Origin of the sequence: Citrobacter sp. Cf118, assembly GCF_030334095.1 — a bacterium.
GTDB classification, from domain to species: domain Bacteria; phylum Pseudomonadota; class Gammaproteobacteria; order Enterobacterales; family Enterobacteriaceae; genus Citrobacter; species Citrobacter freundii.
The window spans coordinates 1-17,596 of sequence record NZ_JAOWES010000070.1 but is presented as its reverse complement, the minus strand read 5'-3'; the positions used below and the strand labels follow the sequence as shown (position 1 = coordinate 17,596).

General features: G+C 51.8%; 14 protein-coding genes, 1 tRNA gene and 3 pseudogenes. 5 read left to right on the top strand and 13 right to left on the bottom strand.

All coding sequences use genetic code 11. The annotated features are described in order from the left end of the window. Positions 1-20 precede the first annotated feature (20 nt). Together OGX67_RS08065 and OGX67_RS08060 are read right to left on the bottom strand one after the other, a co-directional pair. Positions 21-263, bottom strand: coding sequence for a DinI family protein (locus OGX67_RS08065; RefSeq protein WP_003845150.1), 243 nt, complete (start codon positions 261-263; stop codon positions 21-23). A 94-nt stretch (positions 264-357) separates the two neighbouring features. Then, positions 358-438 (bottom strand): annotated as a pseudogene (locus OGX67_RS08060) (DinI family protein); the annotation flags it as partial. Between the two features lie 146 nt (positions 439-584). Between OGX67_RS08060 and OGX67_RS08055 the strand changes: the two are divergent. Continuing rightward, positions 585-943 (top strand): annotated as a pseudogene (locus OGX67_RS08055) (HumD family translesion DNA polymerase). Between the two features lie 376 nt (positions 944-1,319). Here the strand turns inward: OGX67_RS08055 and OGX67_RS08050 are convergent. The 3 genes from OGX67_RS08050 to OGX67_RS08040 all read right to left on the bottom strand — a co-directional run bounded on the left by OGX67_RS08050 (position 1,320) and on the right by OGX67_RS08040 (position 3,490). Next, a tRNA-Pro gene (locus OGX67_RS08050) sits at positions 1,320-1,396 on the bottom strand. A gap of 74 nt (positions 1,397-1,470) precedes the next feature. Next, complete coding sequence (gene yejM / locus OGX67_RS08045; RefSeq protein ID WP_194857557.1) at positions 1,471-3,231, bottom strand: LPS biosynthesis-modulating metalloenzyme YejM; 1,761 nt, start codon at positions 3,229-3,231, stop codon at positions 1,471-1,473. A gap of 31 nt (positions 3,232-3,262) precedes the next feature. Further along, positions 3,263-3,490 carry a YejL family protein gene (locus tag OGX67_RS08040; protein WP_003027506.1) on the bottom strand — a complete coding sequence of 76 codons (228 nt, stop codon included), beginning with the start codon at positions 3,488-3,490 and terminating at the stop codon, positions 3,263-3,265. A gap of 134 nt (positions 3,491-3,624) precedes the next feature. On the opposite strand from OGX67_RS08040, the gene yejK reads away from it, so the two are divergent. Next, positions 3,625-4,632, top strand: coding sequence for a nucleoid-associated protein YejK (gene yejK / locus OGX67_RS08035; protein ID WP_003027504.1), 1,008 nt, complete (start codon positions 3,625-3,627; stop codon positions 4,630-4,632). A 120-nt stretch (positions 4,633-4,752) separates the two neighbouring features. Here the strand turns inward: yejK and rplY are convergent, their stop codons facing one another. Continuing rightward, the gene (rplY, locus tag OGX67_RS08030; protein ID WP_003027502.1) at positions 4,753-5,037 is read right to left on the bottom strand and encodes a 50S ribosomal protein L25; all 285 of its coding nucleotides are present in this window, start codon (positions 5,035-5,037) and stop codon (positions 4,753-4,755) included. Positions 5,038-5,161: 124 nt separating this feature from the next. After that, the gene (radD, locus tag OGX67_RS08025; RefSeq protein ID WP_196614900.1) at positions 5,162-6,922 is read right to left on the bottom strand and encodes a DNA repair helicase RadD; all 1,761 of its coding nucleotides are present in this window, start codon (positions 6,920-6,922) and stop codon (positions 5,162-5,164) included. Between the two features lie 150 nt (positions 6,923-7,072). On the opposite strand from radD, the gene rsuA reads away from it, so the two are divergent. The 3 genes from rsuA to OGX67_RS08010 all read left to right on the top strand — a co-directional run bounded on the left by rsuA (position 7,073) and on the right by OGX67_RS08010 (position 9,664). After that, positions 7,073-7,780, top strand: a complete 708-nt coding sequence (gene rsuA, locus OGX67_RS08020) for a 16S rRNA pseudouridine(516) synthase RsuA (protein ID WP_257651500.1) — start codon at positions 7,073-7,075, stop codon at positions 7,778-7,780. A gap of 15 nt (positions 7,781-7,795) precedes the next feature. Then, positions 7,796-8,986: a Bcr/CflA family multidrug efflux MFS transporter gene (locus OGX67_RS08015; protein ID WP_003027494.1), complete on the top strand. Its 1,191-nt coding sequence runs from the start codon at positions 7,796-7,798 to the stop codon at positions 8,984-8,986. Between the two features lie 333 nt (positions 8,987-9,319). Beyond that, positions 9,320-9,664 (top strand): YejG family protein, encoded by a 345-nt coding sequence (locus OGX67_RS08010; protein ID WP_085951589.1) that lies wholly within the window; start codon positions 9,320-9,322, stop codon positions 9,662-9,664. A gap of 3 nt (positions 9,665-9,667) precedes the next feature. Here OGX67_RS08010 and yejF read toward each other — a convergent pair whose 3' ends face one another. The 6 genes and pseudogenes from yejF to OGX67_RS07980 all read right to left on the bottom strand — a co-directional run. Beyond that, positions 9,668-11,257 (bottom strand): microcin C ABC transporter ATP-binding protein YejF, encoded by a 1,590-nt coding sequence (gene yejF, locus OGX67_RS08005; protein ID WP_257651499.1) that lies wholly within the window; start codon positions 11,255-11,257, stop codon positions 9,668-9,670. Between the two features lies 1 nt (position 11,258). Further along, positions 11,259-12,284: an ABC transporter permease gene (locus tag OGX67_RS08000; protein ID WP_003840055.1), complete on the bottom strand. Its 1,026-nt coding sequence runs from the start codon at positions 12,282-12,284 to the stop codon at positions 11,259-11,261. Beyond that, positions 12,284-13,378: a microcin C ABC transporter permease YejB gene (locus tag OGX67_RS07995; protein ID WP_200014843.1), complete on the bottom strand. Its 1,095-nt coding sequence runs from the start codon at positions 13,376-13,378 to the stop codon at positions 12,284-12,286. Before OGX67_RS07995 ends, OGX67_RS08000 begins: the two co-directional genes overlap by 1 nt. Then, positions 13,379-15,193: an extracellular solute-binding protein gene (locus OGX67_RS07990; RefSeq protein ID WP_268044784.1), complete on the bottom strand. Its 1,815-nt coding sequence runs from the start codon at positions 15,191-15,193 to the stop codon at positions 13,379-13,381. Positions 15,194-15,293: 100 nt separating this feature from the next. Beyond that, positions 15,294-16,490 (bottom strand): annotated as a pseudogene (locus OGX67_RS07985) (cyclic di-GMP phosphodiesterase); the annotation flags it as partial. A 29-nt stretch (positions 16,491-16,519) separates the two neighbouring features. Continuing rightward, positions 16,520-17,596, bottom strand: a protein-coding gene (locus OGX67_RS07980; RefSeq protein ID WP_171866509.1) for an IS3-like element ISSen4 family transposase whose coding sequence is annotated in 2 segments (ribosomal slippage) — positions 16,520-17,382 and positions 17,382-17,596 — 1,078 coding nt annotated over the 2 segments. Because the reading frame shifts where the segments join, the coding sequence is not laid out codon by codon here. This gene is flagged as partial in the annotation.

The window sequence follows — 17,596 nt, the reverse complement described above, 5'->3', positions numbered from 1 at the left end:
AATATGACGGTTCAAGGCGTTTAATCTGAAACCAGCCACATATCAGCCTCTTCAAACATTTCCTGAACAGTACGGCTTATCTGCTCCTTCTCATGCTTACTGGCGTCAGTATTGATCGCCGGTAGTGTCATCATCGGTTTAACCCGGACATCAGCATCGGGGAAGATCCGCTGAACCCTCTTGGTCAATTCTCCCAGAATGATATCTTTTGCTCCGGGCAAACCATCAAAATTCCTTTTGTCATAAACGAGTTCCACGAACATTGCTTGCAGCCTTTTTTTGCTGGATGTATATACAGTGTTTATACTGTGTTTTTATCCGGTATTCAAGAGGGGTTAATTGATGCCACGACGCAGCGATATTGAAATGGCCTGGCATGCTTCGATACAGAAAGAACCTAGTGGCCGGAAGACCGTCACCACATAGCGGTTTGTCCAGGAACTGAGCAAGGTCAGCTGGAACTGGACAATGAAGCAGGCTAACGAATGGATCGAGTGGTATGTAAGAACATTCCGCGATGTATCAACGCAGGAAGGGGAGAACCGTACCTTTCAGCTGTTCAATCCAAACGGAGGACTATAGCCATGGGCTTCCCTTCACCTGCCAGTGATTACGTTGAAACAAGGATCTCCCTCGATCAGCAGCTAATCAGCCAGCCCGCAGCGACTTATTTCATGCGGGCATCGCGTTCACATTTCAGGGAAGGGATAATCCAGGGGCGCTACTTGTTGTGGATGCGTCGCTTTCAGCCTGTGATGGTTCGCTGCTGATATGTGCAAGCGATACCGAACTCACCTTCAGCCCCACCTAATAAATCTGGAGAACGGGAGCGCTGCCAGAAGATGGTGATGGCTACAATTCCTCACACGCAATATTTGGAGTTATCACGTACATCATTAATGATGCCAGGAACGCGGAGTTTGATGACTGCCCGATTATGTAGATAGAAACACACCAATGGGAAAGGATAATTATGCTTGTTTGATGGTTATTTAACCACTCATGAAATTGGTAATATTTTAGTTAAAAATATTAGATATCAATCACAAAGATTTAATGACAATTGTCTTTGAAATGACTATAAATCTACCCACTCGCTACGGATATAGCGTATCCAATATGCACTGCTGTGTGATTACGGGTGTCTGTGGATGTCAGCAGGCACCCGGTTTTTCATCATCGACTACACACAGCAGCTACCATGCCTGGCAAATTCTATATTTGAGCGGTGTTTCTCCCCATTCATTCCCCAGAGCTTCCCCACTTAGAAAACTGGCATAAAAAAACCAGCCGTAACAGGCTGGTTCTTCGAGGATTTTTGGTCGGCACGAGAGGATTTGAACCTCCGACCCCCGACACCCCATGACGGTGCGCTACCAGGCTGCGCTACGTGCCGACGCTATGGCTGCTAATACTACTGCTTTCCGCTACGAATGCAAGAGCATGTCTCGCTAACTGATTTATAATTAATCAGTTAGCAATAAATCGCTTCTCATCCGTCAGAACCTGTAACAGCAGACTTAGCTGCGGTTTCTGATCTTTTATTTTCTCGCCGCGCAAATTATAGGTCTGATAATTACCGTTGTTGTTCAGCACCAGCGTCATCTCGGGTGTGGTAACGGCCATCGTGCTGCCGTCAGCGGCAGTAACCCAGTAATGGCGGCGAGTTGCATTGAACAGATCCTGCCCCTGTGAGTATTCGTTAGCAGGTGTACTGACGTGCAACAGGCGCTGCATCAGCGTTGTCATCAGGTCCGTATGATCGGTCAGACTATTGATGCGCTGTGCTGGCGTTCCCGGCCAGTGAATAACCAGAGGAACCTGCAGATGGCCTCGCGACCAGGCAAAGTTGTTCTCTTCCTGCGTCAGCGGCACGCCCCGACCTGCGGTAATAATCACCACCGTGTTGTTCAGTTTGCCGGAGTCGCGCAGGGCGCTAATAACGCGGTTGATGTTGGCATCCACATCCTGAGCGGCGCTGGCATAGCGTTTGGCAAAGTTCTTCTGGTTGCTGTCATCAAGGTTGGTCCCGTTAAAGGAGACCCACGAGAACCAGCGGTTATCTTCCTGCGCGTAGCGTCCCAGCCAGTTAATCCACTGGCTTGCAGTTTGCTCGTCAGATTGCGTTTGCACGCTTGGCATGGAGAAATCTGACAGTAGCGCCTGGCGATAAAGCGGACTGGTAAAGCCATCCGAGGAGAATAGCCCTAACTGATAACCCTGCTGGTTCAGCGCGGAAATCAACGCCGCAGGCGTTCGGGTCGATAAAATCCCATCCATGTAGCTTGGTGAGACGCCGTAGAACAGGCCAAAAATCCCGTTATCCGTGGTGTTGCCTGTGCTCATGTGACGCGTAAAGGAGATATTCTGCCCGGCGAATTCAGCCAGCGCAGGCATCTGCTTTTCAAAGCGTGAATAGTTCAGGCCGTCGACGGTGATTAGCAGGACGTTCTGGCCGGTGCCCATATCGCGATAGCGCAGTTCGCTCAGCGGGTACTGCACGGAAACTGCTTCCGGATTCCCCTGCTCGATCAGGCGACGCTGATACTCTTGCGCATCCAGCAGACCATGTTTTTCCAGGAACTTACGCGCCGTCATCGGGTAGGAGAGCGGCAGGTTCGCGCGCTGCATGGTAATCGGGCGATAGAAATTGGCATCCGCCCAGATATACACCACGTGCGAGGCGATAAAGCAAATGAAGAAGAATGCGGCTAATGGTTTGGCGAAGTGGCGACGACGCGTCAGGCTACGCAGCTTTTGCCAGCTCCAGGTCGCAAACAGCATTTCAATTAACAAAATCACTGGCACGCTGATAAACATCAGTTGCCAGTCACGCGCCGCTTCATTCTGGTCAGGATTGATGACCAGTTCCCAGACGATCGGGTTGAGGTGCAAATGGAAGCGGGTGAAAACTTCGCTGTCGATTAGCAACAGCGTCATGCCCACCGTCGCCAGAATAGCTGATAAGAATCGCATCAGCCTCTGGGACATGACGATAAACGTCAGGGGAAACAGGATTAGCAGATAGGTGGCAAACACCAGAAAACTAAAATGTCCGACCAGGCTTACATAGGAATAAATACGACCTGCAAGCGTTGTCGGCCAGTCGGCGACAAACAGGTAACGGCTACCGAGTACCACGGCCAACAGAATGTTGAACAAGGCAAACCAGTGCCCCCAGCTAACCATCTGGGAGACTTTCTCACGGTAGCGCTGACGATGAGTTACCATAAACTGTTGTTCGTTTCCCCGGAGCAGGCTCTTAATGCGCTTGGTCGTCGTTTACCGAAGACTGTAATGCGCGGGCAAAAGAGTTGGCAATCGCCTGACGCTGGGCCGGTGCGATGCTTGTATTGATAAGGTTAGTCACCATATTTCCCAGTACCATCAGGGAAAGGTCGGTCGGCGCCTTATGTTTTTCCAGTACGTTGAGCATCTCATTCAGCAGTTGTTCAACGTGTTCGTCACTATAGCGGGAAATTTGTGGCATAAATCGAAATCAGTCTGTTCATGAAAGGGCAACATATTACCGTACAGACAGTTTTTTTTCTGCTTTTTTATCTTCTATTGCGTCACTGCCCGGCAGGTGGTTGAATACCGCCCGGTCTAAAAGGAGAGTTTATCATGAGTCTGGATATCAACCAGATTGCCCTGCACCAGCTTATCAAACGTGACGAGCAGAACCTTGAGCTGGTCTTGCGCGATTCATTACTGGAACCGACAGCGACGGTTGTCGATATGATGGCTGAGCTGCATCGGGTATATAGCGCCAAGAATAAAGCTTATGGCCTGTTTAGCGAAGAGAGTGAACTGGCACAAACGCTGCGTTTACAGCGTCAGGGCGAAGAGGATTTTCTGGCATTTAGTCGTGCCGCGACCGGACGCTTGCGGGACGAGCTGGCGAAATATCCTTTTGCCGACGGCGGCATTGTCCTGTTCTGCCATTACCGCTATCTGGCGGTAGAGTATCTGTTGGTCGCCGTGCTGAACAATTTAAGCAGCATGCGCGTCAATGAAAATCTGGATATCAATCCGACGCACTATCTGGACATCAATCATGCGGATATCGTGGCGCGTATTGATTTAACCGAATGGGAAACCAATCCGGAGTCCACGCGCTATCTGACGTTCCTGAAAGGGCGGGTAGGGCGCAAAGTCGCCGATTTCTTTATGGATTTCCTCGGTGCCAGCGAAGGTCTGAACGCCAAAGCGCAAAACCGTGGCCTACTGCAGGCGGTCGATGACTTTACTGCCGAGGCGCAGCTCGATAAAGCTGAACGCCAGAACGTGCGTCAGCAGGTGTACAGCTACTGCAACGAACAGCTACAAGCCGGTGAAGAGATCGAGCTGGAGTCGCTGTCCAAAGAGCTTTCCGGCGTTAGTGAAGTTAGCTTCAGCGAATTTACCGCTGATAAAGGCTACGAGCTGGAAGAGAGTTTCCCGGCGGATCGCAGTACGCTGCGTCAGTTAACCAAATTTGCCGGAAGCGGCGGTGGGTTAACCATCAACTTCGACGCCATGCTACTGGGTGAACGTATTTTCTGGGATCCGGCGACGGACACCTTGACCATCAAAGGTACGCCGCCGAACCTGCGCGACCAGCTGCAGCGTCGCACGTCGGGCGGGAAATAAAACCGTTTGCCGGGTGAGAGCGTAAACGCCTTATCCGGTCGACGAGAACCATCAGTATCGATTACAAAATCCCATAAAAAAACCCCGCCTTGGCGGGGTTTTTCTTCAACTTGTTTGCGATTACGCGCGAACGAAGTCGATGTGAGACAGCTTCGGCTTGAACGGGTGACGCTGTACAGCCTGAGCTTTAACTTTAACTTCTTTACCGTCAACAACGATGGTCAGAACTTCGCTGTAGAATTCAGCTTTAGCTTGCATGTTCATAACTGCATCGTGATCCAGTTCGATAGCAATCGGGGCTTCTGCGCCACCGTAGATGATTGCCGGGAACTTGTTAGCGGCACGCAGGCGGCGGCTCGCACCCTTACCCTGCTCTTTACGTACTTCAGCGTTGATAGTAAACATTTAAATCTCTCTTTAATAATTCCTGCTACAGGCGACCCAGCAACAGGTAAGTGATCTGCTTTGCGTATGCAAAAGCGGGCGAGATTCTATACTCAAACGGGTGGTACATCAATCAAAAGTACGATTAACCGCGTAATTCATGTGCCCGACGAAAGCGTCCTTCATAATCGAAGACCTTTTCACGGACCTGCCAGTACTGACCTTTCATGCGCGCGACCACGAAATCAGGATGACGTAACAGCGCCTGCTGGGCGAGGATATCGGCGGCGGTTATCCAGCGTAAGGGAATGCCAGGCGTTCGGGTGTGCGGGCGAATAAACAGTTGCTCGAAGGCTGTACGCTGCGCGGGAGTATGCAGGCGAAAGCGTTCGCTGACGTCGGCGCCATCTTCATCGTAATAGGTAATTTTCAGCCATTCGCCTTTTTCATCCTGCCCATTTTGTAGCGCCATCCCGCTGCAGCGCAGAACCAGCGCATCTTTAAGCCTGAGCGCGGCTTTCAGCATGTCATCCGGGTCAACCAGTACCGTGTCGCACTCCCGACAACGGCGGGCGGCGATGTCATTTTCCGCGTTGCACTGCGGGCAGTTTTTAAAACGGAAACGAAAATCGCACTGTTCGCGATGGCCGTCATCATCTTCAAACCATCCCTGACAGCGGCGGCCAAAGTGCTCAATCAGCGTGCCGTCGGCCGTTGTTTTGCCCCAGAAGGTGTTGGCGAAGCCGCAGGCAGGACAGAACACCTGTACTGGAACGTTGTCGCTTTTCCCTTTCGGCGCACCAACTTCCGGCGCGTACAGGTCGTGCGGGTTACCAGCGTAATCGAGGATCAGACAGTCGGTTTTACCCGGCGCCAGGCGCAGCCCACGACCGACAATTTGTTGGTAAAGGCTAACTGACTCGGTCGGGCGCAGAATGGCGATAAGGTCGACGTGCGGGGCATCGAAGCCAGTGGTCAGGACCGACACATTCACCAGATAGCGAAAACGTTGGGCTTTGAACTCTTCAATCAGCACGTCGCGTTCGGCGCCAGGCGTGTCTCCGGTGATAAGTGCGGCGTCGTCAGCAGGCAGCAGACCCAGAATTTCTTTGGCGTGTTCAACTGTGGCGGCGAAAATCATCACCCCTTTACGCGTCTGGGCAAACTCGACAATCTGGCTGATGATATGCGGCGTTATTCGCTGCTGCTTTTTCAGCTCCTGATTCAGGTCCGCTTCGCTAAACAGGCCGTTACTTTGCGCCTGCAGGCGGCTGAAGTCATATTGCACTACCGGCATGTCGAGGCGTTCTGGCGGCGTCAGGTAGCCGTGTTTAATCATGTAGCGCAGCGGTAATTCATAAATGCAGTCGCGAAACAGTGCTTTTTCATCGCCGCGCACCATTCCGTGATAATGAAAATGATAAATCCAGCCTTTGCCCAAACGAAAAGGTGTGGCGGTAAGTCCGAGCAGGCGTAAGTGAGGATTTACTTTGGTCAGGTGAGTGAGGATTTGCTGATACTGACTCTCTTCATCATCGCCAATGCGATGGCATTCATCGACGATAAGCAGGGAGAATTCTCCCTGAAAGGCGTCCAGATTACGCGCTACCGACTGTACGCTGCCAAATACCACTTTTCCGTGGCTCTCTTTACGCTTCAGGCCTGCGGCAAAAATATCGGCTTCCAGCCCCAGCGCACAATATTTCGCATGGTTTTGTGCGACCAGTTCTTTGACGTGCGCCAGTACCAGTACGCGACCACGCGCCACGCGGGCCAGCTCGGCAATCACCAGACTTTTGCCCGCGCCGGTTGGCAGGACGATAACCGCCGGGGTGCGGTGGTGGCGAAAATGGTTGAGCGTGGCATCCACGGCTTCTTTTTGGTACGGGCGAAGAGTAAAAATCATGGGCTCACTATAATAAACAATAACAAGGAGTAGTATGCCATGAATCATTTCTCTTGAGGGATGGTGTAACGCCGCTATACTGGGCGGATAACGGTCCCACTTTTCGGGCGTAAACCCGATTCTCGTATTTTTACAGGCAAAATCACACACATGCGACTTGATAAATTTATCGCTCAGCAACTCGGCGTCAGCCGCGCTATTGCCGGGCGTGAGATCCGTGCTAACCGCGTTACCGTCGACGGTGAAATCGTCAGAAATAGCGCTTTTAAGCTGCTGCCAGAACACGACGTAGAATATGACGGTAATTCCTTGGTTCAACAAAATGGCCCGCGCTATTTTATGCTGAATAAGCCTCAGGGTTATGTTTGCTCAACGGATGATCCCGATCACCCGACGGTGCTCTATTTCCTTGATGAACCGGTTGCCTACAAACTACATGCGGCAGGGCGTCTGGATATCGACACCACTGGACTGGTGCTGATGACCGATGACGGACAGTGGTCGCATCGCATCACCTCTCCTCGTCACCATTGTGAGAAAACCTATATGGTGACGCTGGAGTCGCCAGTGGCAGATGATACCGCCGAACAGTTTGCCCATGGCGTACAGTTGCACAATGAGAAAGACCTGACCAAACCGGCCGTGCTGGAAGTGATTACGCCAACTCAGGTGCGCTTGACCATCAGCGAAGGGCGCTATCATCAGGTTAAACGTATGTTTGCCGCGGTGGGTAACCACGTTGTGGAACTGCACCGTGAACGGATTGGTAACATCAGGCTTGATGAGGATCTGGCGCCAGGTGAATACCGTCCTTTGACTGAAGAAGAAATCGCCAGCGTTAACTTAACCCCGCGTTAATTTCAGGAGCTAAATGTGACCACCCGGCAGAACTCGTCAATTGCCATTGTCTTTATCCTTGGTTTGTTAGCCATGTTGATGCCGTTGTCGATTGATATGTATCTTCCGGCGCTGCCTGTTATCTCTGAACAGTTTGGTGTGCCAGCAGGTAGCGCGCAGATGACCCTCAGTACCTATATTCTGGGGTTTGCAGTGGGGCAACTGTTCTATGGTCCAATGGCAGACAGCCTTGGACGCAAGCCAGTGATCCTGGGCGGGACGCTGGTGTTTGCGGCGGCGGCAGTGGCCTGCGCACTGGCGCAAACCATCGATCAACTGATCGTGATGCGTTTCTTCCACGGCCTGGCTGCGGCGGCGGCGAGCGTGGTTATCAACGCCCTGATGCGTGATATCTATCCGAAAGAAGAGTTTTCGCGCATGATGTCATTCGTCATGCTGGTCACGACAATTGCGCCATTAATGGCACCGATTATCGGTGGCTGGGTGCTGGTATGGCTGAGCTGGCACTATATCTTTTGGATCCTCGCCATGGCAGCTATTCTGGCGTCGGTGATGATCCTTACACTGATCAAAGAGACTCTGCCGGTAGAGCGTCGCCAGCCGTTTCGCCTGCGTACTACTATTGGCAACTTTGCCTCGCTGTTTCGTCATAAACGTGTGCTGAGTTATATGCTGGCCAGCGGATTCAGTTTTGCCGGGATGTTCTCGTTTCTGAGCGCCGGACCCTTTGTCTACATTGAGATCAACCACGTTTCACCGCAACATTTCGGTTATTACTTCGCACTGAACATCGTATTTCTGTTCGTGATGACTATCATCAACAGCCGCTTTGTGCGTCGGGTTGGGGCATTGAATATGTTCCGTACCGGTCTGTGGATCCAGTTCGTGATGGCAGGCTGGATGGTCTTTAGCACACTGTTTGGGTTGGGGTTCTGGGCCCTGGTCGTGGGCGTTGCTGCGTTTGTTGGCTGTGTGTCGATGGTGTCATCTAACGCTATGGCGGTTATTCTGGATGAATTTCCACATATGGCAGGAACGGCGTCATCGCTGGCAGGGACATTCCGCTTCGGCATTGGTGCCATCGTTGGGGCGCTGTTGTCTCTGGCGACCTTTAACTCGGCCTGGCCAATGATATGGTCGATCGCATTTTGCGCTACCTGTTCAATTCTCTTCTGTCTTTACGCCAGTCGCGCCCAAAAACGGTGATCTATTACACATCCTGGAGGCCTTAAGGCCTCCAGAGTTGATATACATCAACCGCAAATCTATCATTTCCCCTGGTTATGTTTATTTTATGTAAAATCAATTTATGTAAAAAGTCACATCATTGTAGTTAAAAAGGTTGAGTTAGATCGCAGAAACGAGTACATATAGCCCGGAAATATGCCAGAACCATTGAATAATTTTAATTACCTGGTTCGGAAAACGGCATAAAGACAGGGTGTAAACGTTTACCAACTGTCTGAAGACGTATTGTCAATGATGTGTTAATATTGATGTAAAATAATTGTGAAGTGATTGTGCTTCCAGGGAAAGAAAGTGATGACATTACAACTCTCAATCGTTCATCGTCTGCCGCAGAGCTATCGTTGGTCGGTGGGTTTCGCAGGTTCAAAGGTTGAACCGATTCCGCAAAACGGTCAGAGCAATGAGAACAGCCTGGTGGCGCTCAAATTGCTCAGCCCTGATGGTGATAGCGCATGGTCAGTCATGCATAAGCTCAGCCAGGCCCTCAGCGACATTGAGGTACCTTGTTCCGTACTGGAATGCGAAGGGGAGCCGTGCCTGTTTGTGAATCGCCAGGATGAATTTGCCGCGACCTGCAGACTGAAAAACTTCGGCGTGGCCATCGCAGAGCCGTTTTCAAATAACAATCCGTTTTGAGCGTCAGCTTAGCGCAAACAGCTGACGCGTATAGGCTTGCTGTGGCGCGTTAAATACGTGCTCGCATTGCCCTTGCTCCACGACCTCTCCCTGACGTAGCACAATAACCTGATGGCATAACGCGCGTACTACGTGCAAATCATGGCTGATAAAAATATAAGCCAGCCGATGCTTTTCCTGTAAGGACTTTAATAACGTCAGGATTTGCGCCTGTACGGTTCTGTCTAGCGATGATGTTGGCTCATCCAGGATAATCAAGGAAGGTTTGAGAATCAATGCTCTGGCGATGGCAATACGTTGACGCTGACCGCCGGAAAACTCAGCCGGGTAACGATGCCGCGTTTCGCTATCCAGTCCCACTTCCGTCATCACCGCTTTCACCTGCGCCTCGCGTTGTTCGGCTGACAGGGTTGGCTGATGAACGCGTAACCCCTCCTCGATAATCTGTAGCACGCTCAGGCGTGGGTTAAGCGAGGAGTTGGGATCCTGAAATACCACCTGAATACGGTGACGGACCGGCAACAGCTGGCGACGATTTAAGGTATGCAGCGCCTGACCATCGAACACAATACTTCCTTGTGAGGAGATTAACCTCAGGAGCGCCAGTCCGGTAGTGCTTTTCCCCGACCCAGACTCACCTACCAACCCCAGCGTTTCACCGGGCCGCAGAGAGAAACTGATATTGTTAACCACGACGTTGTGGTCCACCACACGCTTCAGGATACCTTTGCGGATGGGGAAGGCGACGTGCAGTTTTTCCACTTCCAGCAGCGGGGCTTGTCCGGCCGGTAAAGGTACCGGGTCGCCGGAAGGTTCACTGTTTAGCAACTTCTGCGTGTAGGGATGCGTGGGCGCAGTGAGCAACTGTGCTGCTTTATTTTGCTCAACGCACTGACCGTTTTGCATGACTGCCACGGTATCGGCCAGCTTTTTCACAATGCTGAGGTTGTGGGTGATGAACAGTAATCCCATGTTCAGCTCGCGCTGTAGTTCCCTCAGCAGTTGCAGGATCTGTGCCTGAACGGAAACGTCCAGCGCGGTAGTCGGTTCATCGGCAATCAGCAGGTCCGGTCGTGTTAGCAATGCCATGGCAATCATCACGCGCTGGCGTTCCCCGCCGGACAGTTGGTGCGGGTAGTCTGCGAGACGTTTGGCCGCCTGACGGATGCCGACGCGATCCAGACAGGTCAGGATTTCTGCTCGCGCGGCCTCCCGACGCATTCCCCTATGCAGCGACAGCACTTCATAAAGCTGTTTTTCCAGATTGTGGAGCGGGTTCAGTGACACCATTGGTTCCTGGAAAATCATAGCGATTTTATTCCCCCGCACGCCGCGAAGCGTTTGCTCATCGGCGTGAAGTAATGATTCACCATGAAAACGGATGTCGCCGGAAAGGTAGACGACCGGAGGGGAGGGCAATAACCGTAAAATAGATAGCGCGGTCACGCTTTTACCTGAGCCGGACTCACCCACCAGCGCCAGCGTTTGTCCGGCATCAACGCGCAGTGACAGACTGTTGACCACGGTGCGCACGGTCTCTTGTTGACGAAAACCTACCGATAAATTGTCAATAGCTAACAGAGGTTGTGTCATCTTAAATCGCCTTGTTGGGATCGAACGCGTCGCGTACCGCTTCACCAATAAAGATCAGAAGCGATAAGAGCAGGGCAACGGAGATGAACGCGGTGATGCCAAGCCACGGCGCCTGCAGGTTGTTTTTACCCTGTAACAGAAGTTCTCCGAGCGATGGCGAGCCAAGCGGTAAGCCAAACCCAAGAAAATCCAGCGAGGTTAGAGTGGTTATCGAGGCGCACAAAATAAACGGTAAAAAGGTCAGAGCGGCAACCATCGCATTGGGTAGCATATGGCGCAGAATAATACTGCTATCGCTCACGCCGAGCGCCTGAGCGGCACGAATATAATCAAAGTTTCGGGTACGTAAAAACTCCGCGCGCACCACGCCAACCAGGCTCATCCAGCCAAACAACACCGTAATACCCAGCAGCCACCAGAAGTTAGGCTGGACAACGCTCGACAGTAGAATGATGAGAAACAGTGTTGGCATACCGGACCAAACTTCAATGAATCGTTGCCCCCACAGGTCCACCTTGCCGCCATAATAGCCCTGTATTGCGCCAGCCATAATGCCCATCACGCTCGAACACAGGGTGAGCATTAAGCCAAATAAGACCGAAATACGTGTGCCGTAGAGGATCCGTGCCAGTACATCACCGCCGTTGGCGTCTGTTCCCAGCCAGTTTTGTGCAGAAGGCGGGGAAGGGAAGGGCTTATCGGTGGCAAAGTTAATGCTGGTGGCCCCAAAGCGTATTGGTGCCCACAGGATCCAGCCCTGGTTTTCCAGGCGCTGCTGTAGCCACGGATCCTGATAATCAGCTCGGGTCGCCAGCGGTCCGCCGAAGTCGCTTTCACTGTAGTTTTTGAACAGGGGGAAATACCAGCTATTGTCGTAGCGCACCAGTAACGGCTTATCATTGGCAATCAGTTCTGAACACAGACTAAGACCGAACAGCACCAGAAAAATCCACAGCGACCAGTAGCCGCGACGGTTGTGGCGAAAGCGCGCCCAGCGGGCCTGATTGACGGGGCTTAATCGCGACATTAGCGTCCCTCAAAATCAATACGGGGATCGACCAGCGTATAGCTGATGTCGCTGAGGATATTCAGCAGCAGACCGATCTGGGTGAAGATATAGAGTGTGCCAAACATTACCGGGTAGTCGCGTGATACGGTGGATTCATACCCCAGTAGTCCCAGACCGTTAAGCGAGAACATCACTTCAATCAGCAGCGAACCGGTAAAAAACATGCTGATAAACGTCGCCGGGAAGCCGGCGATCACCAGCAACATGGCATTGCGAAACACATGTTTCCACAGAATATTTTTCTCGCTGACTCCTTTAGCGCGTGCGGTGACGACATACTGTTTGCGCACCTCATCCAGAAATGAGTTCTTGGTCAGCATAGTCAGCGCGGCAAACCCACCAACTACCGTCGCCAGCACCGGCAGGGTAATATGCCAAAGGTAGTCGGTCACTTTCTGATACCAGGGCAGGGAGTCAAAATTGGCGGAAACCAGCCCGCGCAGCGGGAACAGGTCGTAGTAGCTGCCCCCGGCAAAAAAGACGATCAGCAAAATGGCAAACAGAAAGGCCGGAATGGCATAGCCAATAATAATAAATGCGCTACTCCAGACATCAAACCGGCTGCCGTTGTGAACCGCTTTGCGGATCCCAAGCGGTATCGACACCAGATAGATGATGAGCGTACTCCATAGGCCCAGCGTAACGGAAACCGGCAGGCTGTCTTTGATAAGCGTCAGCACAGAGGCGCTACGAAACAGGCTGTCGCCGAAATCGAAACGAATATAGTCCCAAAGCATTTTGAAATAACGCTCATGAATGGGCTTATCGAACCCGTAGCGCCGAGTGATTTCCGCGATAACTTCCGGGTCCAGACCCCGGCCGCCGCGATAATTACTGTCGCTGATGTTACCAACGCCGGTTTGCGCATGGCTGGCGCGAACGCCTTCGCTACCCGCGCCAGGTAATGCCCCGCTTTGCCCGAACTCAATGGCGGCGACGGCCTGTTCAACCGGACCGCCGGGGGCAATTTGCACGATAAAAAAGTTGATGGTGATGATGGCCCAAAGCGTTGGGATCACCAGCAGCAAACGTCGAATCAGATAAGCGCCCATCTATTCTCCCTGCCGTCTGGCTGCGGGCAGTTTCGCCGCTTTGTTGACGTCATACCACCAGTTGTCGAGGCCAATGGTATAAATTGGGCGAATAGCCGGATGCGAAAATTTGTCCCACCAGGCAATACGATCCTCGGCCATAAACCACATCGGCAACATGTAGTAATTCCAGGTTAAAACTCTGTCCAGTGCCCGGCCGAGTGGGATCAGTTTGGCTTTATCACCTTGCGCGGCAATGATTTGACCGATCAGCTTATCGATAACCGGGCTTCGCACACCGGGGGCGTTATAGCTGGAGTCAATATATTGAGAAGCCCACAGAATTTGCAGGTCTGAACTCGGCCACGGCATTGCGCGATACAACCTTGGCATCATGTCATAGTCGCGACTGCGTAAGCGGTTGGTAATTTGTGAGTTATCAACCTGGCGGATGTTCATGGTAATGCCTAAGCGTTGCAGGTTGTGCTGGAACGGCAACACCCACTGACTGTTGCTGCCCGCCGGGAGCAATAGTTCAAAGCTCAGAGGTTTACCGCTGACGCTGTTTACGCGCTGCTGCCCCTTGAGTACCCATCCGGCTTGTTCCAGTAAGGTATCGGCTTTCAGCAAGTTCTCACGATCGTAGCCATCGCCTTTTGATTTTGGCGGCTGATAGATTTGGCTGAAGACCTCAGGAGGGAGATCTTTTTTCAAGGGCGCGAGTACCACCAGTTCATCTGCATCGGGGTATTTTGTCGCAGCATATTCGGTATTCTGAAAATAGCTGTTGGTCCGGCTCCAGGCGTTATAGAACAGGGCTTTATTCATCCATTCAAAATCAAAGGCCAGCGTGATGGCTTCCCGCACCCGTCGGTCACTGAACACCGGACGCTGAATATTAAAAGCCAGCCAGCGCGTATCCTGGGCGGATTCATTTTTTTGTTCATCTTTGATGATGTAATGATTCGCAAAATTTTTCCCGGTATAACGCGTCGCCCAGTTTTTGGCATCATTTTCAAGACGCAGATCAAACGCACCGGCCTTAAACGCTTCAAAGGCGACGTTATCATCCAGATAATAGTCGTAGCGGATGGTATCGAAGTTCCAGCGTCCACGATTGACGGGTAGATTAGCGGCCCAATAATCTTTGACGCGCGAATAGACAATATACTGGCCCATCTTCCATTTGGTAATGCGATAAGGGCCGCTGGCGAGCGGTGGCGATGATAAGGGATCGCTGAGCTTATGGTCTTTCCAGTACTTCTCTGGCATCACGGGTAATGAAAACAGGCTGAGCATGTCCTCTTTACCCGGTTTGGCTAATTCAATGCGTACGGTTAATGGCGCGATGGCTTTTACCGTTGTTCCCTTGTAGACCAGACGAAACTGTGGCACGCCTTCAGTCATAAATTTGTGGAAGGTGAATGCGACGTCGCGGGCGGTAATGGGTGATCCATCGTGAAAACGCGCTCGTGGATTAATGGCAATTTCTACCCAGGAATAGTCGTCAGCATAGCGTGCGCTGTCGGCAATGAGCGGGTAATAGCTACCAGGCTCATCGTCAGAGGTTGTAAACAGCGTATCGTAAAGCGTTTCGGTACGTGCGCCTGGATTACCGCGCATTGCATAGCGGTTAAAGTTGTCAAATGTGCCAATGGCGGAGAGGGTGATTTGACCACCTTTAGGGGCTGCGGGATTAACATAATCGAAGTGATTAAAGTTAAATGCGTACTTAGGTTCACCCAGTACAGCAAAAGCATAGCTTTCTTTGATGGATTGCGCCTGAGCGTTAAACCCGATGAGGGTGATAAACAGAAGCAGTACGCGAGGGATCATATAAAAGCGATTTCCTTTTCCTGCCACAACCCGATGGGCATCATGCCTGAAAGATAAGAGATGTAGTGGCGAGTGAGAGTATATGAATCGCATACTGCGATCACCACGTCGGCTTATTGGGCTGTGCCATCCAACGCACGAAATCAGCAAGCTTTAATGGTCGGCTAATCCAGTATCCCTGGAAAAAATGTACTCCACGTTCGCGCAGCCAACGGGCTTGCTCAGGTGTTTCTACCCCTTCAGCAACCGTCAGCATATTAAGACGTTTAGAGAGTGTCAACACGGCGTCCAGAACCGGAGAGGTCAGGGTTTCCGTCCCAATGGCGTTAATAAAGCCGCGATCGATTTTCAGGTAGTCAACGGTAAAGCGTTCCAGATAAATAAGTGCGCTATGACCGGTGCCAAAATCATCAATGGCAATCTCAAAACCTGCTGAATGCAGCCATTCAAATAGTTCGATTGCCTTGTTTTGATGCAGCATATCCCGCTCGGTGATTTCCAGCACCAGTTGAAAATAGTTCGCGGGAAGGCAGGCGTACAGGCGTTGAATATCATCTTTAAACGTCTCGCCGTGTAAGTGCGTTGGCGCGATATTGATCCCCAGTTTTGCGCCCTCGGGCAATACATTTTGCAGCATCGGCGCGTCCTGGGCTATCAACTTAAAGAGGTGCTGGGTTAGCGGCACAATCATTTTCTGTGATTCTGCGTAATGAATAAAGGCATCCGGTGGGATCTCACCGGTGGTCGGGTGATGCCAGCGTAATAGTACCTCAACACCTTTCACCTCCAGCGTTTGCACCTCTACCACGGGCTGGTACACCACATAAAACTGATTGTGTTTGATGGCGTTAAGGATATCTTTCCCCGGGCGTAAACGGACGGCATAGATGTAGTACCAGAGAAGGAGAGCGGTCATGATCCCAGCCATGCATCCGAGCATGATGGCGTATCCCACATCTTTATACGTCCACCGATCCGCGTAAAAACGCACCTCCAACGGGAATGTAGACAAGGCTGCAGTATATGATGGGAGAGCAGGGAGTTCAGACACGGGGATTAATTGTTTGGAAAACGTGGTGATAGCCGTCTTCCCGACGATGAGTGCCACACCGTTGAAATCATCTTGCCGAGCGTTATAGAGAAGATAGGGTGCCAGGTTAACATTCAGGGTGGCAAAAACGCCGCTGTTCTGTAATGAATGATTGCGATACCAAATGAGTATTGCCGGTTTATTCGGCATCATTGGCGTACCGGGCTGGAGATCCATATCGATATCTTTCGTCATGTCCAGCACGGGTGACCTGCCCCCACGATTAGATACAACACTCAGTTAGTAACGTCGGAATCTTCATTCTCAGAATGACCCTTTCTCCAGCCCGCTGCAAATTCAGACGGTGTCTGATAATTCAGCGTGGAGTGCGGGCGGCATTCGTTATAATCCTGCCGCCAGTCATTAATAATTTTCCTGGCATGAACGATATCGCTGAACCAGTGCTCATTCAAACATTCATCGCGAAATCGTCCGTTAAAGCTCTCAATAAATCCGTTCTGCGTTGGCTTGCCCGGCTGGATTAAGCGCAACTCAACACCATGCTCAAAGGCCCATTGATCCAGTGCACGGCAAGTGAACTCCGGCCCCTGGTCAGTTCTTATCGTCGCCGGATAGCCTCGAAACAGTGCAATGCTGTCCAGAATACGCGTGACCTGAACGCCTGAAATCCCAAAGGCAACAGTGACCGTCAGGCATTCCTTTGTGAAATCATCGACGCAGGTAAGACACTTGATCCTGCGACCGGTGGAAAGTGCGTCCATGACGAAATCCATCGACCAGGTCAGATTGGGCGCCGCCGGACGGAGCAGCGGCAGACGTTCTGTTGCCAGCCCTTTACGACGTCTTCTGCGTTTTACGCCCAGGCCACTGAGGTGATAAAGCCGGTACACGCGCTTATGATTAACATGAAGCCCTTCACGGCGCAGCAACTGCCAAATACGACGGTAGCCAAAACGCCTGCGCTCCAGTGCCAGCTCAGTGATGCGCCCTGATAAATGCGCATCAGCAGCCGGACGGTGAGCCTCATAGCGGCAGGTCGACAGGGATAAACCTGTAAGCCTGCAGGCACGACGTTGCGACAGACCGGTCGCATCACACATCAACATCACGGCTTCCCGCTTCTGGTCTGTCGTCAGTACTTTCGCCCAAGAGCCACCTGAAGCGCCTCTTTATCCAGCATGGCTTCGGCAAGCAGCTTCTTGAGTCTGGTGTTCTCTTCCTCAAGCGACTTCAGGCGCTTAACTTCAGGCACCTCCATACCGCCATACTTCTTACGCCAGGTGTAAAACGTGGCATCGGAAATGGCATGCTTGCGGCAGAGTTCACGGGCGGGTACCCCAGCTTCGGCTTCG